This is a genomic window from Acidovorax sp. GW835-FHT14B10 (assembly GCF_058793725.1).
The window spans coordinates 43,451-68,653 of sequence record NZ_JBXAGC010000003.1; the positions used below are offsets into that span (position 1 = coordinate 43,451).

Annotated in this window: 21 protein-coding genes; 7 read left to right on the plus strand and 14 right to left on the minus strand. The window is 67.3% G+C overall.

All coding sequences use genetic code 11. The features are described 5' to 3' along the window. Positions 1-98 precede the first annotated feature (98 nt). Positions 99-827, minus strand: a complete 729-nt coding sequence (locus AC1Q5S_RS03600; protein ID WP_303833682.1) for a TerC family protein — start codon at positions 825-827, stop codon at positions 99-101. A gap of 513 nt (positions 828-1,340) precedes the next feature. Between AC1Q5S_RS03600 and AC1Q5S_RS03605 the strand changes: the two genes are divergently transcribed. Together AC1Q5S_RS03605 and AC1Q5S_RS03610 are read left to right on the plus strand one after the other, a co-directional pair. Continuing rightward, positions 1,341-1,769, plus strand: coding sequence for a DUF3717 domain-containing protein (locus tag AC1Q5S_RS03605; protein ID WP_422203802.1), 429 nt, complete (start codon positions 1,341-1,343; stop codon positions 1,767-1,769). A 44-nt stretch (positions 1,770-1,813) separates the two neighbouring features. Beyond that, positions 1,814-2,119 (plus strand): putative signal transducing protein, encoded by a 306-nt coding sequence (locus tag AC1Q5S_RS03610; RefSeq protein ID WP_422203800.1) that lies wholly within the window; start codon positions 1,814-1,816, stop codon positions 2,117-2,119. Between the two features lie 166 nt (positions 2,120-2,285). On the opposite strand, the gene AC1Q5S_RS03615 is transcribed toward AC1Q5S_RS03610, so the two are convergent. Together AC1Q5S_RS03615 and purB are read right to left on the minus strand one after the other, a co-directional pair. Next, entirely contained in the window at positions 2,286-2,846 is a 561-nt protein-coding gene (locus tag AC1Q5S_RS03615) for a YaeQ family protein (RefSeq protein WP_303833679.1), read from the minus strand. Positions 2,847-2,924: 78 nt separating this feature from the next. Further along, a complete protein-coding gene (gene purB, locus AC1Q5S_RS03620; RefSeq protein ID WP_303833678.1) occupies positions 2,925-4,304 on the minus strand; it encodes an adenylosuccinate lyase in 1,380 nt (459 codons plus the stop codon). Between the two features lie 102 nt (positions 4,305-4,406). Here purB and AC1Q5S_RS03625 point away from each other — a divergent pair, with 102 nt between their 5' ends. Beyond that, positions 4,407-5,021: a glutathione S-transferase N-terminal domain-containing protein gene (locus AC1Q5S_RS03625; protein ID WP_303833677.1), complete on the plus strand. Its 615-nt coding sequence runs from the start codon at positions 4,407-4,409 to the stop codon at positions 5,019-5,021. 78 nt (positions 5,022-5,099) lie between these two features. Here the strand turns inward: AC1Q5S_RS03625 and AC1Q5S_RS03630 are convergent, their stop codons facing one another. From AC1Q5S_RS03630 to glnE, 11 genes are all read right to left on the minus strand, one after another. Continuing rightward, positions 5,100-5,555 (minus strand): nuclear transport factor 2 family protein, encoded by a 456-nt coding sequence (locus AC1Q5S_RS03630; RefSeq protein ID WP_422203797.1) that lies wholly within the window; start codon positions 5,553-5,555, stop codon positions 5,100-5,102. A gap of 6 nt (positions 5,556-5,561) precedes the next feature. Next, a complete protein-coding gene (locus AC1Q5S_RS03635; protein ID WP_422203795.1) occupies positions 5,562-6,344 on the minus strand; it encodes an SDR family NAD(P)-dependent oxidoreductase in 783 nt (260 codons plus the stop codon). Further along, positions 6,341-6,883 carry a DUF3833 domain-containing protein gene (locus tag AC1Q5S_RS03640; protein WP_422203793.1) on the minus strand — a complete coding sequence of 181 codons (543 nt, stop codon included), beginning with the start codon at positions 6,881-6,883 and terminating at the stop codon, positions 6,341-6,343. Before AC1Q5S_RS03640 ends, AC1Q5S_RS03635 begins: the two co-directional genes overlap by 4 nt. A 20-nt stretch (positions 6,884-6,903) precedes the next feature. Then, positions 6,904-8,184, minus strand: a complete 1,281-nt coding sequence (locus AC1Q5S_RS03645; RefSeq protein WP_303833672.1) for an MFS transporter — start codon at positions 8,182-8,184, stop codon at positions 6,904-6,906. After that, positions 8,181-8,714, minus strand: a complete 534-nt coding sequence (locus tag AC1Q5S_RS03650) for a chalcone isomerase family protein (protein WP_422203791.1) — start codon at positions 8,712-8,714, stop codon at positions 8,181-8,183. The genes AC1Q5S_RS03645 and AC1Q5S_RS03650 overlap by 4 nt, the downstream gene beginning before the upstream one ends. Positions 8,715-8,764: 50 nt before the next feature. After that, positions 8,765-10,000, minus strand: a complete 1,236-nt coding sequence (locus AC1Q5S_RS03655; RefSeq protein ID WP_422203789.1) for a class I SAM-dependent methyltransferase — start codon at positions 9,998-10,000, stop codon at positions 8,765-8,767. A 26-nt stretch (positions 10,001-10,026) separates the two neighbouring features. After that, positions 10,027-10,806: a DUF1365 domain-containing protein gene (locus tag AC1Q5S_RS03660; RefSeq protein ID WP_303833669.1), complete on the minus strand. Its 780-nt coding sequence runs from the start codon at positions 10,804-10,806 to the stop codon at positions 10,027-10,029. Then, positions 10,803-12,113, minus strand: a complete 1,311-nt coding sequence (locus AC1Q5S_RS03665; RefSeq protein ID WP_422203786.1) for an NAD(P)/FAD-dependent oxidoreductase — start codon at positions 12,111-12,113, stop codon at positions 10,803-10,805. The genes AC1Q5S_RS03660 and AC1Q5S_RS03665 overlap by 4 nt, the downstream gene beginning before the upstream one ends. 244 nt (positions 12,114-12,357) lie before the next feature. Next, complete coding sequence (locus AC1Q5S_RS03670) at positions 12,358-12,960, minus strand: glutathione peroxidase (protein ID WP_422203784.1); 603 nt, start codon at positions 12,958-12,960, stop codon at positions 12,358-12,360. A gap of 340 nt (positions 12,961-13,300) precedes the next feature. Next, positions 13,301-14,503 carry an HD-GYP domain-containing protein gene (locus tag AC1Q5S_RS03675; RefSeq protein WP_422203828.1) on the minus strand — a complete coding sequence of 401 codons (1,203 nt, stop codon included), beginning with the start codon at positions 14,501-14,503 and terminating at the stop codon, positions 13,301-13,303. Positions 14,504-14,723: 220 nt separating this feature from the next. Continuing rightward, a complete protein-coding gene (glnE, locus tag AC1Q5S_RS03680; protein ID WP_492238354.1) occupies positions 14,724-17,495 on the minus strand; it encodes a bifunctional [glutamate--ammonia ligase]-adenylyl-L-tyrosine phosphorylase/[glutamate--ammonia-ligase] adenylyltransferase in 2,772 nt (923 codons plus the stop codon). A 102-nt stretch (positions 17,496-17,597) separates the two neighbouring features. Here glnE and AC1Q5S_RS03685 point away from each other — a divergent pair, with 102 nt between their 5' ends. The 4 genes from AC1Q5S_RS03685 to AC1Q5S_RS03700 are packed head-to-tail and all read left to right on the plus strand — an operon-like array spanning position 17,598 to position 25,193. Beyond that, positions 17,598-21,731 (plus strand): YhdP family protein, encoded by a 4,134-nt coding sequence (locus AC1Q5S_RS03685; RefSeq protein WP_422203781.1) that lies wholly within the window; start codon positions 17,598-17,600, stop codon positions 21,729-21,731. Further along, complete coding sequence (locus AC1Q5S_RS03690; RefSeq protein WP_422203780.1) at positions 21,728-22,543, plus strand: carbon-nitrogen hydrolase family protein; 816 nt, start codon at positions 21,728-21,730, stop codon at positions 22,541-22,543. The genes AC1Q5S_RS03685 and AC1Q5S_RS03690 overlap by 4 nt, the downstream gene beginning before the upstream one ends. Next, positions 22,540-24,564 carry a two-component system sensor histidine kinase NtrB gene (locus AC1Q5S_RS03695; RefSeq protein ID WP_303833663.1) on the plus strand — a complete coding sequence of 675 codons (2,025 nt, stop codon included), beginning with the start codon at positions 22,540-22,542 and terminating at the stop codon, positions 24,562-24,564. Before AC1Q5S_RS03690 ends, AC1Q5S_RS03695 begins: the two co-directional genes overlap by 4 nt. Beyond that, a complete protein-coding gene (locus AC1Q5S_RS03700; RefSeq protein ID WP_422203777.1) occupies positions 24,564-25,193 on the plus strand; it encodes a response regulator transcription factor in 630 nt (209 codons plus the stop codon). Before AC1Q5S_RS03695 ends, AC1Q5S_RS03700 begins: the two co-directional genes overlap by 1 nt. Positions 25,194-25,203: the final 10 nt, after the last annotated feature.

Genomic DNA, 25,203 nt, shown 5'->3' on the forward strand with positions numbered 1-25,203 from the left:
ACCACCTCCGAAAAAAGCGGGCCATGACAAAGGGGGCATGCAGCCCCCTTTGCGTCAGCCGGTTGCCAGCGCGCACGCTGGCACGTGCAAAGGCACCCTCAGCCCTCGGCAGGCGCAGCGGTGGCGCGGCGCGCCAGGATCACCTTGCCAGCCGCCAGCACCAGCAGCGCGCCGGCCACGCTGGCTGCATAGCGGATGGTGTCGGTTTGCGCGATCTTCAGCATCCACTGCCACTTGTCGGGGTTCGCAAAGACCGGGTCGGTCACCAGCATGCCGCCCGCGATCCAGCCCAGCAGCATGCCGCCGAGCGTGATGATGAAGGGGAAGCGCTCCATGAGCTTGATGACCAGCTGGCTGCCCCAGACGATGATGGGGATCGAGATCAACAGGCCCAGCACCACCAGCAGGAACTGGTGCTCACCCGCGTTCTGCGCGGCGCCGGCAATGGCGATCACGTTGTCCACGCTCATCACCAGGTCGGCCACGATGATGGTCTTGATGGCGGCCAGCAGCTTGTCGCTGGTCTGGATGTCGCCATGGCCGTCTTCATCGGGGGCCAGCAGCTTGACGCCAATCCACACCAGCAGCAGCGCACCCACGAACTTGAGGAACGGCAGCGCCAGCAGCGTCATGGCAAACGCGATCAGGATCACGCGCAGCACGATGGCACCCGCCGTGCCCCAGATGATGCCCTTGGTGCGCTGGGCGGGTGGCAGTTTGCGGCAGGCCAGCGCAATGACCACTGCGTTGTCGCCACCCAGCAGGATGTCGATGATGATGATCTGGCCGAGTGCGAGCCAGAATTCGGGCGATGCCAGAAAGTCCATAAATTCCTCAATATCAATGGGTGAAAGGACGACCTGGCTGCCACTGTAGCGCCGAGCCGTTCCCGGGAATAGAGGGTCTGCAACGGGCGGATCAGGGGCCTGCCGCAGGGGGCAGAGCGTGCGAGGGGACGGCCTTGATCAGCCCACAGCGGGCCCATCAAAGGTCTTGCTCGGTTCAGCACTCTGGCGTGCGCTGAACCCGGACCGCCGGAAGCGATGCTTCGTATTGACGACGGTTCCGATGCCATGCGTCCGGTGGCCAACAGGTGGCGCGGCCGAAGCACATGTCGGGAGCTACTCCCCTTCGAAGCGGCGATTGGAACACATGCCGCGCCGGGCGTGCAAGAATCCGCCCCGGCACCACGGACATTCGGTCCAGAAAAAATGGCCTGCAGCACTTTGCAGATAAGCGCTTACAGCTATGGAAACAGGAGCTTTTCGCCCTGACCAGCCACCGCGCGGCTATGATCCACGCCCGGTTGCCCTCCCGTCCCTGCTGCAACAACCGCCACCATGGCCGCCATCCACATCACCGACATCGAAGCCGCCATCAACCACTGGCGGGCGCGCGCGCCCGCCAGCGCCGGCGCTGCGCTGGCGCCAGAGATCAGCGCGCTCGGCGAGGTGTATGCGCGCATGGTGTTCCGCCACCAGGACGAGGCCGACGAACACAGCCTGTCGGCCGCAGCGCGGGCCGCCTGGCTGGCCTGGTACGACACCACGCCCGACACGCCGTGCATTGCCATCTGCTCCACCAGCCAGGGCGACGACTGGTGCAAGGGCTGCGGGCGCAGCTTTGACGAGGTGCAGTTCTGGCCGGCCATGGGCCCCGCCGAAAAGCGCGCCGTGTGGCGCCGCATCACACTGGAGCACACCGCCTGGCGCTTCAACCGCTACGCCGAACGCGCGGCCGAGGGGGCCGGCGGCACCGCGCCGCCCTGACCGCGCCCCTGTACGCCCCGGCCGCAAAGCGCTATGGTGGGGCCATGCTGCGTCTCACCCAGGCCCCGAACATCGCCATTGCCACGCTGTGGGCCGACCTGCTGTGCGAGGCGGGCATGGCGGCATCGGTGCAGCGGCAATACCTGGGGGCCGCGGCCGGGCACCTGCCACCCGACCAGTGCCTGCCCGAGATCTGGCTCGACTACGACGAACACGCCACCCGCGCCCGGGCCTTGCTGCAGGAGCTGCAGGACTTGCCACAGCGCCACTGGCGCTGCCGCTGCGGCGAGACGGTGGAAGGCGGTTTCGAACAGTGCTGGCAGTGCGGCGCGCTGATGCCGCGGGGATAAGGAGCCCCCCTGAGCGGCTTTGCCGCTTCCCCCCGCTCTCGCAGCGCTGCGCGCTGCGGGCAGGGGGACGCAGCCCTCGCTGCGGGGCGGCCCTTGCTCGGCTGCCCTGGCCTGGGCCGCGCCAGTTTCGTGGATGGATGGCTGCGCTAAGGACCGTGCTGTGGAGTCATTTCCAGCGCACCGGCTCCACATGCACGCTTCCCTGCGTGCTGCTGAGGGTGATGGCGCCTTCCTGCACCGTGGCCTGCAGCTGCATGCTGCGCTCGGCCAGCTGCGCCAGCGCCTGCGAGGCCTCGGTGGGAATGCGCCACACCTGCAATTTTTCGAGCCGCGAGAGCTTGGATTCGATGCCCCTCCACCAGACTTCGGCGGCGTGGTTGAAGCAGTACACGATCACCGAATCGGCCTTGCTGCAGGCCTTGGTGAGCGGCTTGTCCTCGGGCTGGCCCACCTCGATCCACACACGCTTGCGGCCGGTGAAGTCGGTCAGCGAGGCATCGGGGTCGTCCGGGTCGGACAGGCCCGCGCCAAAGGCCAGGGTGGCGTCGCCGTTGCACAGGTCATTGAGCTGGTGCGCCTGAATGGCCAGCGCCGCCAGCCGCACCATCATGCGCTCGTCGGTCTCGCTGGGGTGGCGGGCCAGCGTGAGCGCGTGGTCGGCGTAGTAGCCGTGGTCGATGTCGGCGATCGCAAGGTTCGCCTTGAAGATGGTGGATTTGATGGCCATGCAGCCTCACTATGAAATAGATAGCTGCTGGCGCTTGACACACAAACGCCAGAGGCCAAAACGGCTAAAAACCAGTGGTCAGACGCGCCGCGCCAGTTCGGTGGCCTTGCCGGTGTAGCTGCCGGGCGTCATGGCCAGCAGGCGGTCCTTGTCGGCCTGCGGAATCTCCAGCCCGTTGATCAGCGCGTGCAGCGCCTCGGCCGTCACGGTCTTGCCACGGGTCACTTCCTTGAGCTTTTCGTAGGCACCCTGCACGCCATAGCGGCGCATCACGGTCTGGATGGGCTCGGCCAGCACTTCCCAGGCGGCGTCCAGGTCTTCGGCCAGGGCTTCCTCGTTCAGCTCCAGCTTGTTCAGGCCCGTGAGCAGCGAGGCGTAAGCCAGCGCGGCATAGCCCAGGGCCACGCCCATGTTGCGCAGCACGGTGCTGTCGGTCAGGTCGCGCTGCCAGCGGCTGATGGGCAGTTTTTCGGACAGGTGGCGCAGCAGCGCGTTGGCCAGGCCCAGGTTGCCTTCGGCGTTCTCGAAGTCGATGGGGTTGACCTTGTGCGGCATGGTGCTGGAGCCGATCTCGCCGGCCTTCAGGCGCTGCTTGAAGTAGCCCAGGCTCACATAGCCCCAGATGTCGCGCGAGAGGTCCACCAAAATGGTGTTGGCGCGCGCCACGGCGTCGAACAGCTCGGCCATGTAATCGTGCGGCTCGATCTGGATGGAATAGGGCTGGAAGGTGAGGCCCAGGCCCAGTGGCTCGGGGGTTTCGATGACCTTCTTGCTGAAGGCTTCCCAGTCGAAATCGGGCCAGGCCGACAGGTGGGCGTTGTAGTTGCCCACGGCGCCGTTCATCTTGCCCAGGATCTTGATGGCCGCAATGCGTTCGCTGGCGGCCTGCAGGCGCATGAGCACGTTGGCCATTTCCTTGCCCACCGTGGTGGGGCTGGCTGTCTGGCCGTGGGTGCGGCTGAGCATGGGCACGTCGGCAAAGGCGTGGGCCATCTCGCGCAGCTTGAGGATGATGCGGTCCAGGCCCGGCAGCACCACCTGGTCGCGGCCCGCGCGCAGTTGCAGCGCGTGGCTGGTGTTGTTGATGTCTTCGCTGGTGCAGGCGAAATGCACGAATTCCGAGGCTTTTTCCAGCTCGGGACGGGCTTCGAACTTGGATTTGATCCAGTACTCGACGGCCTTCACGTCGTGGTTGGTGGTTTTCTCGATCTCCTTGATGGCGGCCGAGTCGGCCTCGGAGAAATTCTTGACCAGGCCCAGCAGGTAGGCGCGGGCGCCGGTGGTCAGCGGCTTGAATTCGGCGAATCCGGCATCGGACAACGCGATGAACCAGGCCACTTCCACCTGCACACGGCGTTGCATGTAGCCGTGTTCACTCATGATGGGCCGCAGGGCGGCAAGTTTGCTGGCATAACGGCCGTCAAGCGGCGACAGGGCGGTAATGGTGGACAGGCTCATGGCGCGAGATTGTAGGCGTGCGCACCCGGTCGGCGCCCCGCGGGCCGCTGCCGATAGAATCGCCAGCGTATGGAACAGACAACCCCGCGCAATGGAAGAAACATGAAACTGATCGGTTCCAACGCCAGTCCTTACGTCCGCAAGGTACGCATCGTGATGGCAGAAAAAAAGCTCGACTACCAGTTCGTGCAGGAAAACGTCTGGGCCGATGACACCGCCATTGCCCAATCCAACCCGCTGGGCAAGGTGCCCTGCCTGGTGATGGAGGGCGGCGAGGCGGTGTTCGACTCGCGCGTGATCGTGGAATACCTCGATACGCTCTCGCCCGTGGGCAAGCTCATCCCCGCGCAGGGACGCGAGCGCGCCGAGGTCAAGACCTGGGAGGCGCTGGCCGACGGCCTGGTCGATGCGGCCATCCTCGCGCGGCTGGAGGCCACCTGGGCGGGCCGCCAGGACGGTGAACGCAGCCAGGCCTGGATCGACCGCCAGCTGCACAAGGTGAACGACTGCCTCAAGTCCATGAGCCAGGGCCTGGGCGACAAGCCGTTTTGCAGCGGCATCCACCTGAGCCTGTCGGACATCGCCGTGGGCTGCGCCCTGGGCTGGCTGGCGTTTCGCTTCCCCCAGATCGACTGGCGCAGCGAGTACCCCAACCTGGGCAAGCTGCTCGACAAGCTGATGCTGCGCCCGAGCTTTGCCGACACCAGGCCGCTCTGACCGCCCGCGCGGGCCTGGGCGCCACACCGCGAATGCCGGCGCCAGCCGCCATTTGCGTTGGTGGCCCGACGCAAAGCGTTACCGGGCGGCGCGCCGCCGCAGCCAGCGCATCAGTGCGCCCACCGCAGGCAGTTTTTCGTACAGCTCTTCGGCGGCGTCCCAGTAGTCGCGGTGCAGCGCCACCTGGCCCTGATTGTTCAGCACCAGGTGCGAGGCGCCGCGCACGGTCTGGGGCACGCCCCGGTGGAAGTTCTTGAATGCGAACCGGAAATCCCAGGTCAGAAAACACTGCGACCCCTGCACCACGCGGCCGGTGACCACGAAACGGGGCTCCTCCAGCGCCTCGAACATGTGGGCAAAGATGGCTTGAATAGCGGGCACGCCCTGCACTTCGTTGAACGGGTCCTTGAAGCGCGCATCGGGCGCGTACAACTGGCCGATGGCGGCGATATCGGTCGGCGTGAGGTGTTCAAAGAAGGCCACCACGCGGGTGACGGCCTGCTCGGTGGACGCGGTGATTTCTGGTGGCTGCATGAAAACTCAAAGACCGGTGAACTGGCGGACTGCCGGAAAGTACCACCGGTACGGCAGCACGCGCAGCAGTTTCATCACCCGCGTGAAGCGCTTGGGAAAGTGGATGTCGAAATGCCCGCGCTCCCAGCCCTGCACGATGGCCGCCGCCGCCGCCTCGGGCGAGATCAGCGCGGGCATGGTGAAGTCGTTGCCCGCCGTGAGCGGTGTGGCCACGAAGCCGGGGTTGATCACGCTCACGCCCATGCCCAGGTCATGCAGATCCAGGTACAGCGCCTCGGCCAGGTGGATGAGCGCGGCCTTGGTGGGCCCATAAGCCAGGCTCTTGGGCAGGCCCCGGAACCCTGCCACGCTGCTGATCAGGCTCACATGGCCCGGGCGCCCGGCCTGCGCCGCCGCCAGCATGGCGGGCAGCACGGCGGCCAGCACATGCAGCACGCCGTTGTAGTTGATCTGCGCGTGGCGCAGCATCACGGCCAGGTCGAAATCGGTGGCGCGCATGTCGCGGTAATAGCCCGCGCAGTAGCACACCAGGTCGGGCGCGCCGCCGGCCAGCACCTGGGCGGCGGCGGCCTGCACCTGTTCCGGCTCTGCCGTGTCTACGGCCAGGGCCGCGCTGCCGGGGTGCTGGACGACAAACGCATCGAGCGCCTCGCCGTTGCGCGCCGACACGATGACCCGCGCCCCCCGCGCATGCAGCGCCGCCGCCGTGGCCCGGCCAATGCCGCTGCTGGCGCCGATCAGCCAGGCACGGCGGCCATGCCAGTCGCGCAGGGGGGGGTTGAGGCTCATGGCAGCCGCTTGGTGAAGGACAGCGTGATCTCGCCCAGGCGCACGCCCAGCTTGCGCATGGTGGCGCGGTTGAGCATCACCCGGTCGTCGATGAGGTACATCCAGTCGTCCAGATCCACGTGGTAGACCTTGCCGTCCACCGGCAGGGCCAGCGTGTAGTTCCAGCGAAAGGCGTTGCCGCGCGTCTGGCCGTTGGCCGTGCCCACCACATCGTCGGCGGTGCCGGTATAGCGGCCGTCGGCATGTTGGGTCAGGCGCCAGATGCGGCGCTGGGTGGTGCCGTCCGAATAGGTGAAGGCTTCATCGAGCACGCCCTCATTGCCTTTCCAGGCGCAGTCCATGACCACGGTGAAGCGTTTGACGATCTGGCCGCTGCGGTCCTGGAAGATGCCGTAGGCGTCGATCTTGCCGTTGAAATACCGGGCCAGGTCCAGCACCGGTTTTTCGCCGGCGTAGACGTCCAGGTTCTGGCTGGCGCAGCCGGACAGGACCCCGGGCGCCGCCACTGCGGCGGAGAGGAGGAGGCGTCGTTGCATCATGGACTTCACCTGGGGTCGGATCAGGTTCGGGGGGGTCGCAGGACCAGGGCAACCAGCGCGCCCGCCGCCAGCAGCTTGAGCACGCAAGGCAGCACGGCATAGGCCAGGCCCAGGGTTTGCAGGCCGTCGTCGCTGCGCGTGCCGGGGGTGTAGCCCAGCCAGCCCAGCAGCGGCAGCGCCAGGCCTGCGGCCAGCGCGAGGTTGAGCTTGGTGGCAAAGTTCCACCAGCCAAAATACGCACCCTCGTGCTGGCCGCTGTCGCCCTCGGCCGCGATCACGCCGGCCAGCAAGGCGCTGGGCAAGGCCAGATCGGTGCCCAACGCCACGCCCGAGAGCGCGCAGACCCCGAGGAACGGCATCCCATCGCCTGCGCCCAGAAAGGCAGTCCAGACAAAAACGGCGATCGCCAGCAGCATGCCCGCCAGCCAGGTGCGCGCCAGGCCAAACCGCGCCACGGCGCGCAGCCACAGCGGGATCGACAGCGCGGCACAGACGAAATAGGTGCCCAGGAACATCGGCTCTTGCGCGGGCGGCGCCTGGAGGCGGTCCTGGATGAAAAACAGCACCAGCGTGGCCGGGATGGCGCTGGCAATGCCGTTGAGCATGAACACGGCCAGCAGGCGGCGGAACGCGGGGCGCCCCCAGGGCCGCCAGAGGCTAGCGCGTTGTGGCGGGCGGTACACCCCTGCCACGGCACCGGCGTGGCCTGTGGGACGCGGGGCCCGCGTCCAGGCCCACCAGCCCAGCAGCAGGCCGATGGCAAACACACTCAGCATGACCGGCAGCCCCAGCAGCGCCGGCAGCACCGAAGCCAGCACCACGCCCACCAGCGCGGCGCCCTCGCGCCAGGCCACGATGCGGCCGCGCTGCAGCTCGTCGCCACCCAGGCGCGCGCCCCAGGACTGGTGCGCAATGCCCAGCTGGCTGTAGGCGGTGCAGGTGATGAGCAGCGCGATGAGCGCCCAGGCGACGAGCGCATCGGCGCCGCGCACCACCGGGAAAAACAGGCTGGTCAGCCCCAGCGCCAGCACCATGGCCGACACCGCGCCCACGCCCAGCACGGCGCGCACCGAGCAGCCGAACAGGTGGTCGGAGAGGCGGCCCAGCAGCGGGTCGGACAGCGCATCGAACAAGCGCGCCGCCAGCAACACCGCGCCCAGCGTGGCCAGCGGCATGCCGAACTCGCGCGCATAGTGGTTGGGCAGCAGCACATACAGCGGCAGCGCCACAAATGCCAGCGGCAGGCCCAGCAGCCCATAGGCCAGGCCTTGGCCGGCGCGGATGGGCGTGGGAGCGGTCATTGCGGGCCTTGGCCTGGGGTGCGGGTGGCAGCGATCAGCTCTTGCCGCAACCCCGGCTCGGAGGTCTGGGGCGAGAGCCAGATGCCGAAGAACAGGCGCGAGAAGTCGGCGTCGGGCACTTCGCCCACCACGCGCCCGCCCATCTTGAACACGGCGCCTGCGCCGGGCTGGTACAGGCCCAGCAGGCGGTCGCCCGCCTTCACGTCCGGCAGCGCGGCGGCCAGCGCCTGCTGCCAGCGCGTGGCCTGCTGCGGCGTGAAGCGGCCCACGCGGCGCATCTCCTCGATGGAGCGCTTGGCGATGGCCTCGGCCGAAAAGTCGCGGTGGTAGCTCAGCTCCAGCGCCAGGGGGTGGGCGGCGTAGTGGTCGGCATCAAAACCGGGCTGCACCCACAGCCGCGCGCGGTAGATCTCAACGCCCAGAAACCGCAGCACGCCCTGCCCCGCCAGGCGGGCACCCGACAACGGGGCCGCAGCGGCCGCGCTGGCCTCCGCCACCTGCGCCAGCGCGGTGTGAGGGCCCAAAGCCATCAATGCGCCAGCGAATATTGCAGCAGTAGCTATATTTTTCATAGCCTTGCTCAGTCCTTGGCCAACGTGTACTGCACCAGATCGATGTTGCCCATCGCAAACGCCGCCTCGCAGTAGGCCAGGTAGAACTCCCAGATGTGCAGGAAGCGCTGGTCAAACCCCAGCTGCAGGATCTGCGTGCGCTGCGCCAGAAAGCGCTCGCGCCAGCGCTTGAGGGTTTCGGCGTAGTCCTGGCCAAACGCAAATTCGTCCACCACCCGCAGGCCTGCGGCCTCGGCCTCGCGGCGGAACTCGCGCGGACAGGGCAGGCACCCGCCCGGGAAGATGTACTGCTGGATGAAGTCCGTGGAGCTGATGTAGCGCGCAAACAGGCTGTCGTCGATGACGATGCTCTGGATGCAGGCCTTGCCGCCGGGCTTGAGCAGGCGGTTCACCGCCTGGAAGTAGGTGGGCCAGAATTCGCGGCCCACGGCCTCGACCATCTCGATGGAACAGATGGCGTCGTAGGGGCCGTCCTGGATGTCGCGGTAGTCCTGCAGGCGCAGGTCCGCCTGGGCTTGCACCCCGTGCGCCGCCATGCGTTCTTGGGCAAACGCCAGTTGCTCGGTGGACAGCGTCACGCCGGTGAGGGACGCGCCAAACTCGGTGGTCGCCATCTCGGCCAGCGCGCCCCAGCCACAGCCGATCTCCAGCACGCGGTCGCCGGCCTGCACGCCCGCCATGCGCAACGCACGGCGCACCTTGGCGCGCTGGGCGGTGCGCAGGTCGCCGCCTGCGTCGCCCTCGAACCAGGCCGACGAATAGTTCATCGTGTCGTCCAGCCACAACTCGTAGAACGCGTTGCCCAGGTCGTAGTGGGCGTGGATGTTCTTCTGGCTGTTGGCGCGCGTGTTGCGGTTGAGCAGGTGCTTGATGCGGTACAGCAGCCGCCCGGCCCAGGTGCCGTAGATCACGCCTTCCACCTGCTGGCGGTTGGCAACGAAGAGCTTGAGCAGGTCGGTGAGGTGCGGCGTGGTCCAGTCGCCCGCGATGTAGCTTTCGGCAAAACCGATGTCGCCCGACCTGAGCGCGGCGCTGCACACGTTCCAGTTCTTGAACGTGATGGCGGCCGACGGACCGTTGCCATGCCCGAAGTGCTGCAGCGTACCGTCGGGCAGCTGCACCGTGAGGTGGCCATGCTGCAGCCGCTGCAGGAGCCTGAGGGCCGTGCGCGCCGCAGCGGGCGTGCCGGCAGGCAGCGTCTGTGCGGATCGTGGGGCGGTGCGGGGCGCGGTGGTGGAGTTCATGGCGGCGGTCTCATCGTGCAGGGAGGTCAACGGGTCACGGTGGAGGCAGGCGCCTCGGGCTTGCGATGGAAGCGCACGCGCTTGAGCCACAGCCGCAGCGCATGCCAGTGGATGCGGACAATGATGGCCAGCGTCATGGCGGGGTAGCCCCAGAGTGCGCGGCGCAACGTCTGTGCGGTGATGGCGTGCAGGGTGCCGCTCACGCTGGTCTGGATCAGCGGGCCGGTGTCGTCGTCGTGATCGATGCGCACCACGGTGCGGCCCGCGTCCTGTGCGTTGGCCTCGGTGCGCATGAAGCGAAAGCGGTAGCTGCCGCTCACCTCGCAGAACGGCGACACATGGAACACCTTGCGGGCCTGCTGCTCCACCCCGTACTGCGGCGCATCGAGCAGGTAGCAGTGGCGTTCGCCAAAAGTGTTGTTTACCTCGACCACGATGGCGCGCAGGCTGGCGTCGGCGCGGTGGCAGTACCAGAAGCTCACGGGCTTGAAGGTGTAGCCCAGCACGCGCGGGTAGCAGTGCAGCCAGACCTCGCCCGTGGCGTTGGTGATGCCTTCGGCGCGCAGCAGCTCGTCCAGCCACGCCAGCGCCCCGCCCTGCGCGGCGCTGCGGCCGTCGCCGTGGTCCACGTCATGAAAGCTGATAACGCCCGCCCGGTTCACGGCCAGGGCGCCCCGCACTTTGGCCAGGCTGCGCATCGGCAGCATCAGGAAGAACGTGGGGTAGGCAAACGCATGCCGCGTCGGCCGCAGCCGTGTGTGGCGCACCTGGCCAAAGCCGATCAGGGGCGCCGCAGGCGTTGTCATGCGGCCTCCGCCAGCGGAGCGGGCATGGCGACCCGCAGCTGCCCGGCCACCGCCAGGCCCGATTGGAGGCCGTCTTCATGGAAGCCATAGCCCGTCCAGGCGCCACAGAACCAGGTGTGCTGTTGCCCCTGGAGCTTGCCCAGCTGCTGCTGCGCGCGGATGGCTGCCAGGTCGAACACGGGGTGGGCATATTCATAGCTGCCGATGACGTGCTCGGGCGCAATGTCGCGCACCGGGTTGAGCGACACCACCACGGGCTGCGCAAACGGCACGGGTTGCAACTGGTTGATGAGGTAGTGCAGGCACACGCGGGCCGATTCGCGGCTGCGCTGCTGGGCGCGCTCGTAGTTCCATGCAGCCCAGGCGGCGCGGCGCGCGGGCAGCACCGCGGTGTCGGTGTGCAACACGGCGCGGTTGGCCTGGTAGCGGATGGCGCCGAGCACGGCGCGCTCCTGCATCGTGGGCTGGGCCAGCAGGGCCAGGGACTGGTCGGAGTGCGTGGCCAGCACCACCTGGTCGAAATGCTCGACCGCACCGTCGGTGACCACGCGCACACCGGCCGCATCGCGCTCGATGCGGCGCACGGGCGTGGACAGGCGCTTGTCGGCGATGCCCGCCACGATTTGGTCCACATAGTGGCGCGCGCCACCGGCCACTGTCCACCACTGCGGGCGGTTGCGGACCTGGATGAGCCCGTGGTTGTGGCAAAACCGGATCATGGTGGCGACGGGGAACTGGAGCATCTGGTCGGTGGGGCAGCTCCAGATGCAGCCCAGCATGGGCAAGAAGTACCAGTCACGGAAGGCATCGCCGAAGCGGTGTTGACGCAAAAAATCGCCCAAAGGCTGCACCAGCGCTGCCTCGGCCTGCTGCTCAGCAATGCGCGTGCACAACTGGTTGAACCGCAGCAGGTCGCGCAGCATGCCCAGAAAGCGCGGGTTGAACAGATTGGCGCGCTGGGCAAACACGGTGCTCAGGTTGGTGCCGCTCCACTCCAGCGCGCGCCTACCGCCCAGGGCGTCCGGCACCTGCACCGAAAACGACATGTCGGACTTTGCCGTTTCGACCCCCAGCTCGGCCAGCAGGCGGATGAGTTGAGGGTAGGTGCGCTCGTTGAAGACCAGAAAGCCGGTGTCCACGCCATGCGTGACGGATCGGCCCGACGCATCGGGCAGCGTGACGTCCACCGTGTGGGTGTGGCCACCAAAGTAGTCGCCCGCTTCATACAGGGTGATGGCCGCCTGGCCGCGCAATTCGTGCGCTACGGACAGTCCGGAGATGCCGGAGCCGACGATGGCGACTTTCATGGCCGGCTCCCTCTGGCCGGCGCCTGGAATAAAAAAGTTGCGAAGCGTCCCGAAACGAATAAGAGAGGGAGGGAGGAGAAGCGCTCCAGGAGGTCAGTCGGAACCCGGGGGCCCGAAAGGCTTCGCAACGTCAAACTGGTAAAGCGCCCAATGCGCTCTTGCAATCTATTGGGTGGAGTTATACCGCCAAAGTTCCAGCCCGTGGCGTAAAAAAAATCAGCCGCGCGTAACGAAATCATGGAAATCACCGGGGTTGGGGAGTGGCCAGTTGCTGCTCGATGGCGCGCACCAGGCCCTTGTTGCCGGGTGCCGTGAGGCTGGAGTAGCTGTCCACCAGCTGGCCGTTGCGCCCGAGCAGGTATTTGTGAAAGTTCCAGCGGGGTGCCCCGCCCGACAGCTGCGCCAGCTGGCGAAACAGGGGCGATGCCTCCGGGCCCTTGACGCTGCTCTTGGCGAACATGGGAAATTTCACACCGAAGGTGTTTTCGCAGAAAGCAGCAATCTGCTGGTTGCTGCCGCTTTCCTGGGAGAAATCGTTGGACGGGAACCCGAGCACCACCAGTCCCTTGTCCTTGTAGCGGGCATGGAGCTCTTCGAGCCCCTTGTATTGCCCCGTGAAGCCGCAATAGCTGGCGGTGTTGACGATCAGCACCACCTTGCCGCTGTACTGGCACAGCGACTGCGGCTTTTCATCCTGCAGCCGGTCAAAGGTGTGCTGCAGGGTTGCCGGGCAGGCCTGCGCCTCGCCAGAGTGCGCCGCCGCGCCCATCAGCATTGCCGCCCCAGCCAGGCCCACGGCGCACAGGGTCCTTGCGCAGCGAAAGAAGGATTTTTTGGTGGATTTCATGGCGGCTCTCCTAGAGTTTTTACTATTTAATCACACTTTACCCCGTTTGGTATTTATTTAAACCAAATAGTATTTTCCACTGATGCCACTGCGTGCATCGGCTGACACAGCCTGTTCTGGCGCGGGGATGGGACACCATTCACAACGGGGGCCGCGAGGCCACCCGGAGGGTGGCTCAATGGCCGGAGATCGGCCTTGCAGGTTGGGCGCCGTGGAATGTCGCCACCGATGGCAGGGGCGTTGCGCCATGGACGCGCCATGGCAGATTCAGCGAGGCGAAGGGAACGAAAAAGGGAAAGATGCTGACCTCGGACAAACCACGCACCCCGCGCGGCCTGCGCTACACCAGGGCCAGCAAACGGTCCAGGGGCCATGGCACCCGGACGTCCCGGTAGGCCACCACGCCGGCAATCTTCCAGGCGGCCTGGGAGGTATCACGCGGAATCATCTCGCCCGTGGGCATGCCTTCGCGGTTCATCACCACAGCCACCCGGGGCGTCGTGGCCGTTGCGCCACGCCGCAGCACCACCGCCACTTCCTGGGTTGCCAAACGGACAAAAACCCCGGGCGGGTACACGCCCAGCGTCTTTACCAGCGCCGCGCCGGCCTCGTCCACCTGGCGCGCTTCGTCGTAGTAACTGGCCTGCATGGCGGCAGTGACCGGCATGGGGGAGCGCGCCACGCGGGGGGCCAGCCGGGCGCCAAAGATGTCGGCGCGCTGCAGCAGGCGCGCCATTTGCCGGGCCTCGGACCTTTTGGCCAGCGGGCCTGGCGTGCGGTGGTGATGGCAGAGCACCGCTTCCAGCCACGCAGGGTCTGCAACACCGAGCCGGCGAAGCAACTGCTCGGAGCGGCCGGAGTGGTCTTGCACCGCCTCGATCTGCTGCAAGGTGAGTGGCTGGGACTGCTGGGCCAGCTGATCCTGCAGCTCTGTCATGGCGATATTCATGGTGAGCGCAGCGCTGCCCAGCTGCCGCACCCGCGCATCGGGCCAGTGCAGCATTTCGCGCGCCACCACCATGCACACGCAGCACACCAGCATGGCGTGGGTGGCGCTGTACATGCGGGTTTCCTGCGCCGAAAGATAGATCAGCGCCAGCAGCGTGGCATCGGGCGTTGGCTCGCAGGTACGGATCAGTTGACTGTGCAGGGACTGAAAACGCCCCTCGAAATCGCCTGCCAGCGGCGCGCGCAGCAGCTGCGTGGCGCGCAACTGCAATTCCGGCCAATCGGGCACATATTGGCCACCGCGTTCGCCGCCGGACGGCGCACCCGCCTGAATCTTCATCGCGGCAATCTGCCCCAGGGAGGTGTCGGACAGCAGCCCTTGTTGCAGCGGGGCGAGGTACGCACGGTGGCTGTCGCCCGATTCGTCCGTGTCCACGCAGAGCTTCAGGCCGCGCGCCACCAGCGAATCGAGTTCGGCGCGGGTGCGAATGGCATCGCCTTTTTGCGCCAGCAAAGCGCCATCCGCGCCACGCAGCACAAAAGGCAGAGGGTGACCCAACGGGATGGACTCGATGTTCAGGGCAACAAGGCGCATGGCCATGCGTTACATTATCTAACAATCATCCCGTTGGCAAGGACTACGAACGCGAAAGCCGCACGCCGTTCCAAGGCCCCGTCTGCCGGGGAAGCCGGTTTTCTGGGCAACCCCGGGGCAGGATGCCATCACCGGCGAGGCGGCTCGTGGATGCTCTGCGCAATGTATGCGCCAGTGCACCGGGGTTGCCCCAACGGTGAGGCCCCGCGGCGCTGACCTTTCAAACGGCCGGAAGAATCGGAGCCTCGCCAAAAACCGCATGCCAGAGCGCCAGCACCGCGCTCTGTTCAGTCTGCAGCGCTGGGGGCGTGACCTCCGTGGGCACCTCGTCCAGCCGCGCACGGTGCTGGACACGTCGCAGTTCGCGGTAGGCGTCGGCGGCGGCATGCCCCACCCCGACGGGCAGCAGCCCCACCTGCTCGGCGCGCTGCAGCAACGCGATGTTGCCCACGTTGCCCACCAGTTCAGGGTGTCTGGCGGAATGTGCCAGCACCAGGTACTGCACCGCAAACTCGGCGTCCACCATGCCGCCCGGGCTGTGCTTCACATCGAACTGCCCGTCGCGCGTGCGATGGGCCGAGCGCACACGCTCGCGCATGGTCACGATCTCTGCCTTCAACGCAACCGGGTCACGCGGGGAGGTGACCACGGCTTCGCGCACTGCATCAAACCGGGCCTGCAAGGCCGCACTGCCCAGCACAAAGCGCGCCCGCGTCATGGCCTGGTGTTCCCAGGTCCACGCCGTGTTGCTGCCGCGTTGCTGCTGGTAGGCCGCGTAGGCATTGAAACGGGTGACCAGCAGGCCGGAGTTGCCATTGGGGCGCAGTGCCGTGTCGATCTCGTACAGGTCGCCTTCGCCGGTCTTCACGGTAAGCCAGTTGATGAGCTTGCGCACAAACGCCGCATAGATCTCGGGGGCACGTTCGTCGTCGTCATCGAATACGAAAACGATGTCGAGATCGCTCCCGTAGCCCAGTTCCTTGCCTCCGAGCTTGCCATAGCCAATGATCGCGAATTGCGGGGTTTCGCGGTGCCGGGTCTTGAGACGGCTCCAGCACCACTGCGCGGAAATGCGCAGCACGCTGTCGGCCAGGGCGCTGAGATCATCGGCCACCTGCTCGACCGTGATCCGGTGCTCCACATCGCGGGCCAGCGTGCGGAAGGTTTCTGCGTGCTGCGCGCGGCGCAGCAGATTCAGCAGGGTTTCGTCGTCGTCCTCACCGGTGGACTGCAGCGATGCCAGCCGCAGGGCCAGCTCGCGCTCAAAATCGGCCACGACAAAGCGTTCGGCCAGCAATGTGTCGCCCACCAACTCATCGATGACGCCGGGGTGCTGCACCAGGTAGCGTGCGGGCCATCGGGCAGCGCCCAGAAGGTGCAGCAACTGCTCGTGCACCGAGGGGCGCTCCAGCAGCAGGGCCAGATAGCTTTCGCGGCGCAGCAGCGGCTCCAGCCAGTTGACGAGCCGCACGGCGGCTTCCTCGGTGACGCGCCCTTCGCCCAGCCACTGGGCCGTTCGCTGGATCAGCCGAAACAGCCGCGCGCGCGCTTCGTCGCGCAGCGCAGTCACGCGGGGATGGGTGCGCCATTCGGCCACGCGCTCCCGAAAACCGGCGGGCAGCTGCTCCAGCAGCCCTTCCAGCTCGGGCGGTGGTGCAGCGACCGCACGCGGCCCGCCGCACCCGCCGCCATTGCATTCCTTCTTGCCATTGCCGCCCAGCAGGGTGTCGAACTCCTGCGCCACCAGTTCACGGTGGGCGTCGAGTTCATGCAGAAAGCCGCAGCAATCGCCGTGGCCCATGGTGCGGGCAATCCAGGCCAGATCGTCGTCGCGCGTGGGCAGGACATGGGTCTGCTGGTCATCCAGGTACTGGATGCGGTGCTCCACGCGGCGCAGGAACACATAGGCTCGCGCCAGCGCATCGGCCGTTTCCTGGGGCATGAGCCCGGCCTGGGCGAGGCGTTGTAGCGCATCCAGTGTGGGCCGGCGGCGCAATTCGGGAAACTGCCCGCCGCGCACCACCTGCAGCAACTGCACGGTGAATTCAATTTCGCGGATGCCGCCGCGGGACAGCTTCACATCGTTGGCGCGCTCGGGGTGTCCGGCACTGCGTCGGGAGGCATGTTCGCGGATCTGCCGGTGCAAGGTGCGCAGGGCGTCAAACACGCTGTAGTCCAGGTAGCGGCGGAACACGAACGGCAGCACCACGCTGCGCAGCGCCAGCACGTCGGCGCTGCCGATGCAGGCCTGCGGCGCCACCACCCGGCTCTTGAGCCAGGCAAAACGCTCCCACTCGCGCCCTTGCACCTGCAGGTAGTCCTCCAGCGCCGCCAGCGACACGGCGGCGGGGCCGGAATTGCCATGGGGACGCAGGGCCAGGTCCACCCGGAAGACGAAACCGTGCTCGGTGGTATCGCCCACCAGGCTGTAGATGATCTTCACCGCATGGGCGAAATATTCATGGTTGGAGATGCGGCCACGCCCCTCGGCGTTGCCGGCCGTTTCGCCGTCCTGCGCGTACACATAGATCAGGTCGATGTCGCTGGATACATTGAGCTCCCGCGCGCCGAGCTTGCCCATGCCGATCACCCACAGGGGCACGGGCTGGCCATCGGTGCCCAGCGGTGCGCCATGGCGGCTGTCGAGTTCGCGGCGGGCCTGGAGGCAGGACTGGTCCAGCGCGAATTCGGCCAGTTCGGTGACGGCCCGGGTGATGTCTGCCAGCGGTGCCTGGGCGTCGCAATCGAGCCGGATCAGCCGCTCCATGACCAGTTGGCGCAGCACACGCAGGGCGGTGGCGGTGTCGCATCCCCTGGCCTGCAGCGCTGCAAAGGCCTGCGCCATGGCGCCTTTGTGCGGGGTCCCTGCCGGCAGCAAGGCCAGGTCTTGTGCATAGCGGCGGTGCAGGCGCTGGAAGAAGCGGGAGTATTCGGCCAGGCCGGCAGGGGCAACCGTGCTGCCGTCAGAAAACTCAGAGGAAGAAGTTGACATGGGGGGTCACGCGGGGGGCCGCTGCATACATAAGGACACCGGTTTTCACTGAACCCACCCTGCGGTCGCGGGTCATAATTCCTGCCACATTCAAACCCACCAATGATCGATCCATCCAATCGCCCCACACGCCTGCTGCGATTCGTTGCCGGGTTCGCGCGATGGTCGCTGGGCTGCCTGCTGGCCTTGTGGCTGCTGCTGGCCGTGGCGTGGGGTGCACTGCATGGCTGGATTGTGCCGCGTATTGGTGAGTTTCGCCCGCAACTTGAGGCGCAGGCCGCGCGGGCGCTAGGGGTACCGGTGCGCATCGGGTCGATCGCGGCGCGCTCGGAAGGTTTGCTCCCCTCGATAGAGCTGCTGGATGTGGCGCTGCTGAACGCACAGGGGCGGGCCGCGCTGCAACTGCCGCGCGTGGTGGTGGCACTATCCCCGCGCTCGCTGCTGAACCGGGGTTTCGAGCAGCTCTACATTGAGCAGCCCGACCTCGACATCCGCAGGCAGCCAGACGGCCGCATTGTGGTGGCGGGCCTGCGCTTCTCCGAGACCCCGGGCGAGAGCAGCGGGGCGGCAGACTGGCTGTTTTCCCAGGGGGAAGTCATCATCCGGGGTGGCACCCTGCGCTGGACCGATGAACAGCGCGGCGCGCCCGAGCTGGCGCTGGAAAATGTCGACGTGCTGCTGCGCAACAGCAGCTGGCAGCACCACATGCGCATTGCCGCCACGCCGCCCGCCGCCTGGGGCGACCGGTTCACGCTGACCGGGCGGTTTCGCGCGCCACTGCTGCGCGTACGCGACGGCAACTGGCAGCACTGGAGCGGCCAGCTCTTTGCCGATTTTTCGCGCGTGGATGTGTCCCGCCTGCGCCACCACGCCGACCTGGGCGTCGAGGTGGCACAAGGCCGGGGCGCCGTGCGCGCATGGGCCGACATACAGCGCGGCCAGATCGTGGGTGGCACGGCCGACCTGGCGCTGACCGACGTCCATGCCACGCTGGGGCCGCAACTCAAGGCGCTGGCGCTGCCATCCATCGCAGGCCGACTGGGTGCCCGACGGCTGGAAGGGGGTTTGGAGCTCCATACGCAGGGGCTCCAGTTTGAGACCGATGATGGCCTGGTGTGGCCCGGAGGAAACCTGCACCTGCAATACACGGAGGCCGCAGGCAAGGCGCCCGCCCAGGGCGAGCTGCGCGCAGACCGCCTGGACCTTGCCGCACTGGCCCAGATTGGCAGCCGGCTGCCCATCGGGGCCACCGCCCACACTGCGCTGCAAACCTACACCCCCCAGGGGCTGGTCGACGAACTGCACGCCACCTGGCGCGGTCCGCTGGAGGCCTTGCAGCAATACCAGGTGCGCGGCAAGGTCACGGGACTGGCCCTGGCCGCTGGCGACCGCGAGGCGGGCAGCACCATTCCCGGCCTGCGCGGCGCCAGCCTGGACATCGACATGACCCACACGGGCGGCAAGGCCAGCCTGGCCATCGCATCAGGCGCTCTGGTCCTGCCCGGGGCGTTTGAAGAACCGGTCCTGCCGCTGGACCAGTTGAGCGCAGAGCTGCGCTGGCAGGTGGAGGGGCAACGCCTGGCGGTGCAGGCGAGCAATGTACGGTTTGCCAACGCGGACGCTCAGGGTGAGTTGCGCGCCAACTGGCATACCAGCGATGCCAGCCCGGGCCCGCACTTTTCGCGCTTTCCCGGCGTGATGGACCTCACGGGAACGCTGGTGCGCGCCGACGGCACCCGCGTGCACCGCTATCTGCCCCTGTCCATCCCGGCCGAATCACGCCACTATGTGCGCGATGCCATCCAGACCGGCAGTGCCAGCAACGTGCAGTTCCGCATCAAGGGCGACCTGAACCATCTTCCCTTCAATGATCCCCGCCAGGGAGATTTCCGGATTGCAGCCCGCGTCAAGGATGTGACCTATGCCTATGTTCCACCCCGGCTGCAACCCCGCGACGCACTGCCCTGGCCCGCACTGACGCAACTGTCGGGCGAACTGGTTTTCGAGCGTTCGTCCATGCAGGTGCGGGGTGCCACCGGGGGTTTTGCCGGTACACCGGGCGTGCGGCTGGCCAAGGTGGAAGCGCGGATTCCCGATCTGTCCCACACCGTGGTCGCCGTCAACGCCGATGCCCGCGGACCACTGGCCGAACTGCTGACCATCCTGCGCACCTCTCCACTGGCGCGCATGACGGGCCACGCCCTCGACCAGGCGAGCGGCACAGGCCATGCCGATCTCAAGCTGCAACTGAGCCTGCCGATCTCCGACATCGACCGATCGAAGGTGCAAGGCGCTGTGGTGCTTGCAGGCAATGACGTGCACATCACCCCCGAAACACCACCGCTGTCGCGCGCACGCGGCACCGTGCAATTTACCGATACCGGTTTTTCCGTGAACGGGGTACAGGCGCACGCACTGGGCGGCGACCTGCGCCTGGAAGGCGGCATGCGTGCGCTGCCAGCCAGTGCCGCTCCGACGGAATCCGCCATACAACTGCGGGCGCAAGGCACCGCCACCGCCGAGGGGCTGCAGCAGGCACGGCAGCTGGGCATGCTTTCACAACTGGCCCGCAGCGCCACAGGCAGCACGCCCTACACGCTGGCGCTGGCATTTCGCAGGGGCCTCCCCGAGATCCTGGTCACCACCACCCTGCAGGGCCTGGGGCTGGCGCTGCCCGCGCCGCTGGCCAAGGCCGCCGACGCCACGCTGCCGGTGCGCTTTGCGACCCAGGTCGCCCGGGAATCCCCGGGCGCGGCCCCCACAGACGCGGCCATGCCGCCAGTGCGCGACCAGCTCACCCTGGACCTCGGTACACTGGGATCGGCCAGCTACCAGCGCGAACACCAGGGCCACCAGACGCGCGTGGTGCGTGGCGCCATCGGCATCGGTCTGGCGGCGGGCGAAACCGCGCCCATGCCGGCGGACGGTGTGGCGGCCAACATCCATGCAACGCTGTTGGATGTGGACGCCTGGGAAAAAGTGCTGACCCAGGCGACCACCGCCGACGCTGCCATCCCGGCAGCCACCACCGTCGGCAGCGCGGCACCGGATTACCTGCCCACCACCTTCGCCGTGCGTGCGCAGACGCTCACCGCGCAAGGGCGCACGCTGCACAACCTGGTGGTGGGCGGCTCACGGGCGGATTCCACCTGGCGCGCCAACCTCGACGCCGATGAGCTCAATGGCTATGTCGAATACCGGCCTGCGGGCGCCCGGGACAACCCAGCGGGCCGCATCTTTGCCCGCCTGGCGCGCATGAAGCTGCCGCAGAGCGCCGCCACGCAGTTCGAGGCGCTGCTGGATGAGCAACCCGGCACGATACCCGCGCTGGATATCGTGGTGGACGATTTTGATCTACGGGGCCGCAAACTCGGACGCGTGGAGATCGAAGCGCAGAACCGGGGGGAAGCGGCCCAGCGCGAGTGGCGACTGAACAAGTTCAACATCACGACAACCGAAGCCACCTTGACCGGCAGCGGCAACTGGGGGGCGGTGCAGGCCGGTGGCGAGCGCGCGCTGCGCCGCCGCACAGTGATGGATTTCCAGCTCGACATCCGCGACTCCGGCGATCTGCTCGCCCGTTTCGGCATGGAAAACGTGGTGCGCCACGGCAAGGGCCGCATGCAGGGGCAGGTGGCGTGGATCGGTGCCCCCATGAGCCCGGACTACCGCTCCATGACCGGGCAGATCAACCTGAACGTGGAGTCTGGCCAGTTTCTCAAGGCAGATCCGGGGCTGGCCAAGCTGCTCGGCGTGCTGAGCCTGCAGGCCCTGCCGCGTCGCCTGACGCTGGATTTTCGCGACGTGTTCAGCGAGGGTTTCGCGTTCGATTTCGTGCGGGGCGACGTACGCATCGAGCAAGGTGTCGCCATCACCAACAACCTGCAGATGAAGGGCGTCAACGCAGCGGTGCTCATGGAAGGCAGGGCCGACATCGACCACGAAACGCAGGACCTGCATGTGGTGGTGGTGCCTGAAATCAATGCCATGACCGCCTCGCTGGTCGCCACGGCCATCAACCCGGTCATCGGACTGGGCAGTTTTCTCGCCCAGGTGTTTCTGCGCGGCCCCCTGATCGAAGCGGCCACCCAGGAATTTCGGATCGATGGCACCTGGACCGACCCGAACATCGTGCGCATTGCCCGGCGCGGCCGGGAGTCTGGCAGCGCCGCCGCGCCCCCGGGTGCGGCACAAGGACCCAAGGTGCCTGCCGCGTCTGCAGGAGAGCCCTCATGAAAGTCGCAGCACTGCAGATGGTCTCCGGCACGCAGCGCAGCGACAACCTGGCCATGGCCCGCCGCCTGCTGGAGCAGGCCGCAGCAGCAGGGGCCGAACTGGCCGTGCTGCCCGAGTATTTTTGTGCCATGGGTCTGCGCGACACCGACAAGCTGGCGTTGCGCGAAACCCCGGGTGACGGTGTGGTGCAGGCGTTTCTTGCCCGCGCTGCACAGGAATTGCAGATGTGGGTGGTGGGTGGCACCCTGCCCATGCAGACCGGTGATCCGGCGCGCGTGCGCAACACCACGCTGGTGTATGCCCCGTCGGGCCAATGCGCTGCGCGCTACGACAAGATCCACCTTTTTCGGTTCGACAACGGGCGCGAGCATTTTGACGAGAGCCGGGTGATCGAGGCGGGGGCCGCACCGGTGCACTTTGACCTGACAGCGCGCACGGGCCACACCTGGCGCATTGGCCTGAGCGTTTGCTACGACCTGCGCTTTCCCGAGCTGTACCGCCTGTACGCCCATGCCGGGGCCGACCTGCTGCTGGTACCCAGCGCCTTCACCCACACCACGGGACAGGCCCACTGGGAACTGCTGCTGCGTGCCCGGGCGGTGGAAAACCTGGCCTACGTGCTGGCGCCCGCGCAGGGCGGAGTGCACGAAAACGGCCGCCAGACCTGGGGGCACAGCATGCTGGTGGACCCCTGGGGCCAGATCGTCAACACACTGGCGCAAGGCCCGGGCGTGGTGCTGGGCGACCTGGATACCGGGCGCGTGCGCCAGGTGCGCACGCAGTTGCCCGCGCAGGAGCACCGCGTCCTGTGACGCTGCCGCCACGCACCCGCACGCCCTGGCAGCGCTGGCGCAGCGCCTGGCGCCGGTGGTCGCTCTGGACCCTGCTGGCGGTCCTGGTGGCGTCCATGCTGATCACGCTGGTGTGGCTGGCCGGGCGTTACGAGGCCAGCCAGGTGCAGTCCCGGCTGGAGCGGGATGCCGCAGACGCGGGTTCCGACATCCGCGCGGCGCTCTCACGCAACGTGCAGAGCCTGCAGGCGCTCCAGGCGGGCGATCCGGCCCTGCTGGCCTGGGAGGTCAATGCGACCGAACTGCTGCGCCAGCGCCGCGAACTGGTGCGCATCGAGTGGCGAGACAACAACCTGCGCCTGCGCGCGCACGCCCAGACCCCCTACCGCCCCATGCCGTGGGAGACCGCGAACCGCGAAGGCTCGCATACCGATGCGGCGCTGGCCTGCACCAATGCCCTCCGGCTGGGTGCGCCGGCGTATTCGGGCAGTTATTTCCAGCCCCATGGCGATGGCATGGGGTCGGAAATGATGGAGCTGTGCCTGCCACTCAACAGAGCCGGGCATGCGTCCGGCTTCCTGGTGGCCACCTATGCACTGCAAGAAATGCTGGTGGACCTGGTGGGGCACAACCTGACCCGCCGCCAGGAGGCCTCGTTCACCGAAGCCGATGGCACCCGGCTGGCGGTGCTGGGCGCGGCCCGGCGCGGCACGCGCATGTTCTCGGCCCAGCAGCTGCTCGACCTGCCGGGCACCACGCTGGTGCTGCGCATGGACAGCTGGCACGGCGAGCCCAGCGTTTTTCCCAACGTGCTGACCGCGCTGGTCACCGCCATGTCGATTGCGCTGGTGACCGTGATGGTGGTGCTGGTGCGGGACAACCGGCGCAGGCTGCGTGCAGAGCGGGACCTGGCGGACGCGCTCGCCTTTCGCAAGGCCATGGAAGACTCCCTGGTGACGGGCCTGCGCGCGCGTGACCTGGAGGGGCACATCACGTACGTCAACCCCGCGTTCTGCGCCATGGTGGGGTTCAGCCCGCAGGAGCTGCTCGGGCAAAGCACGTCCGCCCCTTACTGGCCACCCGAATTTGCCGAGGAATACCGGCAGCGGCAGGCCACGCGCTTTGCCGGCGGCATGCCGCCGCGCGAGGGCTTCGAATCGGTCTTCATGCGCAAGGACGGCACGCGTTTTCCGGTGCTCATCATCGAGGCCCCGCTGATCAATGCCCAGGGGCTGCATACCGGCTGGATGAGCGCGTTTCTGGACATCAGCGAACAGCGCCGCGTCGAAGAACTCTCCCGCGCCTCGCAGGAACGCCTGCAGGCCACGGCGCGACTGGCCACCGTGGGCGAGATGGCGTCGCTGCTGAGCCACGAACTCAACCAGCCCCTGGCGGCCATTTCCAGCTATGCCACCGGATCGCTGAACCTGCTCGATTCCAGCGCGCCCGGCAACCTGCAGGATGTGCGCATGGCGATGCAGCACATTGCCCGCCAGGCCGAGCGTGCCGGACGCGTGATCAAGAGCGTGCACGATTTCGTCCGCCGCCGCGACCAGACCCGCGAGGCCGTTCTGCCCCAGGAGCTGCTCGATGCCATCCTGCCCATCATCAGCCTGCAGGCCCGCAAGCTGGGCGTGCGCGTGCATACCGCGGTGGAGCCCCATCTGCCGCGCACACTGTGCGACCGCACCATGGTCGAGCAGGTGTTGCTGAACCTGGCGCGCAATGCCATGCAGGCCATGGACGACCCGGCCATCCACCCGCGCATCCTGGACATCCGGGTGCGGCGGGGTCCCTCCAATGCCTACAGCGGGTGGGTGGAGTTCTCGGTCACCGACGGCGGCGTCGGCATCGCGCCCGAGGTGGCGCAGCAGCTGTTCACGCCGTTCTTTACCACGCGTGCCGAAGGCATGGGCCTGGGCCTGAGCCTGTGCCGCACGGTGGTCGAGCAGCATGGCGGCTTCCTTGCGTACGAGCCCCATGCACCGCGTGGTACGGTATTCACCTTCACCCTGCCAGTCTGCCAACCAACCCCGACCTGATGGAACCTGTATCCGACGCTATTGTGTACATCGTGGACGACGATGCGGGCGTGCGCGAAGCGCTGGCCTGGCTGCTGCGCTCCCGCCGCCTGTTCAGCGAATCGTTCGACAGCGCAGAGGCTTTTGATGCGATGCGGCAGGCCCACCCCGGGCTGCGCCAGCCCTGCTGCCTGCTGCTGGACGTGCGCATGCCGGGCATGAGCGGACTGGCCCTGTTCGATGTGCTGCTGGCGCGGGGCGAGCTGCCCGCCATGCCGGTCATCTTCCTGACCGGCCATGCCGACGTTCCCACGGCGGTTGATGCCGTCAAGCGCGGCGCCTTCGATTTCTATGAAAAGCCTTTTTCCGACAACGCACTGGTGGATCGCATCGAGCAGGCGCTGGCGCAGTCGGCAGCCCGGCTGGAACAGGTGCGCCAACGCAACAGCCTGCAGGCACGCCTGCACGACCTGACCGAGCGCGAGCGCGATGTGATGGACCTCGTGGTGGCCGGCCTGCCCAACAAGCTGATCGCCGACCAGCTGGAGATCAGCGTGCGCACGGTCGAGGTGCACCGTGCGCGGGTGTTCGACAAGATGCAGGTGAAGTCCGCGGTGGAACTGGCCAACCTGCTGCGCACCGGGCCCTGACGGACCACCG

What these genes read in the sequence shown, in the direction of transcription:
- AC1Q5S_RS03600 (WP_303833682.1), bottom strand. Translation starts at nt 827, where the DNA reads ATGGACTTTCTGGCATCGCCCGAATTCTGGCTCGCACTCGGCCAGATC.
- AC1Q5S_RS03605 (WP_422203802.1), top strand. Translation starts at nt 1,341, where the DNA reads ATGGCCGCCATCCACATCACCGACATCGAAGCCGCCATCAACCACTGG.
- AC1Q5S_RS03610 (WP_422203800.1), top strand. Translation starts at nt 1,814, where the DNA reads ATGCTGCGTCTCACCCAGGCCCCGAACATCGCCATTGCCACGCTGTGG.
- AC1Q5S_RS03615 (WP_303833679.1), bottom strand. Translation starts at nt 2,846, where the DNA reads ATGGCCATCAAATCCACCATCTTCAAGGCGAACCTTGCGATCGCCGAC.
- purB (WP_303833678.1), bottom strand. Translation starts at nt 4,304, where the DNA reads ATGAGCCTGTCCACCATTACCGCCCTGTCGCCGCTTGACGGCCGTTAT.
- AC1Q5S_RS03625 (WP_303833677.1), top strand. Translation starts at nt 4,407, where the DNA reads ATGAAACTGATCGGTTCCAACGCCAGTCCTTACGTCCGCAAGGTACGC.
- AC1Q5S_RS03630 (WP_422203797.1), bottom strand. Translation starts at nt 5,555, where the DNA reads ATGCAGCCACCAGAAATCACCGCGTCCACCGAGCAGGCCGTCACCCGC.
- AC1Q5S_RS03635 (WP_422203795.1), bottom strand. Translation starts at nt 6,344, where the DNA reads ATGAGCCTCAACCCCCCCCTGCGCGACTGGCATGGCCGCCGTGCCTGG.
- AC1Q5S_RS03640 (WP_422203793.1), bottom strand. Translation starts at nt 6,883, where the DNA reads ATGATGCAACGACGCCTCCTCCTCTCCGCCGCAGTGGCGGCGCCCGGG.
- AC1Q5S_RS03645 (WP_303833672.1), bottom strand. Translation starts at nt 8,184, where the DNA reads ATGACCGCTCCCACGCCCATCCGCGCCGGCCAAGGCCTGGCCTATGGG.
- AC1Q5S_RS03650 (WP_422203791.1), bottom strand. Translation starts at nt 8,714, where the DNA reads ATGGCTTTGGGCCCTCACACCGCGCTGGCGCAGGTGGCGGAGGCCAGC.
- AC1Q5S_RS03655 (WP_422203789.1), bottom strand. Translation starts at nt 10,000, where the DNA reads ATGAACTCCACCACCGCGCCCCGCACCGCCCCACGATCCGCACAGACG.
- AC1Q5S_RS03660 (WP_303833669.1), bottom strand. Translation starts at nt 10,806, where the DNA reads ATGACAACGCCTGCGGCGCCCCTGATCGGCTTTGGCCAGGTGCGCCAC.
- AC1Q5S_RS03665 (WP_422203786.1), bottom strand. Translation starts at nt 12,113, where the DNA reads ATGAAAGTCGCCATCGTCGGCTCCGGCATCTCCGGACTGTCCGTAGCG.
- AC1Q5S_RS03670 (WP_422203784.1), bottom strand. Translation starts at nt 12,960, where the DNA reads ATGAAATCCACCAAAAAATCCTTCTTTCGCTGCGCAAGGACCCTGTGC.
- AC1Q5S_RS03675 (WP_422203828.1), bottom strand. Translation starts at nt 14,503, where the DNA reads ATGCGCCTTGTTGCCCTGAACATCGAGTCCATCCCGTTGGGTCACCCT.
- glnE (WP_492238354.1), bottom strand. Translation starts at nt 17,495, where the DNA reads ATGTCAACTTCTTCCTCTGAGTTTTCTGACGGCAGCACGGTTGCCCCT.
- AC1Q5S_RS03685 (WP_422203781.1), top strand. Translation starts at nt 17,598, where the DNA reads ATGATCGATCCATCCAATCGCCCCACACGCCTGCTGCGATTCGTTGCC.
- AC1Q5S_RS03690 (WP_422203780.1), top strand. Translation starts at nt 21,728, where the DNA reads ATGAAAGTCGCAGCACTGCAGATGGTCTCCGGCACGCAGCGCAGCGAC.
- AC1Q5S_RS03700 (WP_422203777.1), top strand. Translation starts at nt 24,564, where the DNA reads ATGGAACCTGTATCCGACGCTATTGTGTACATCGTGGACGACGATGCG.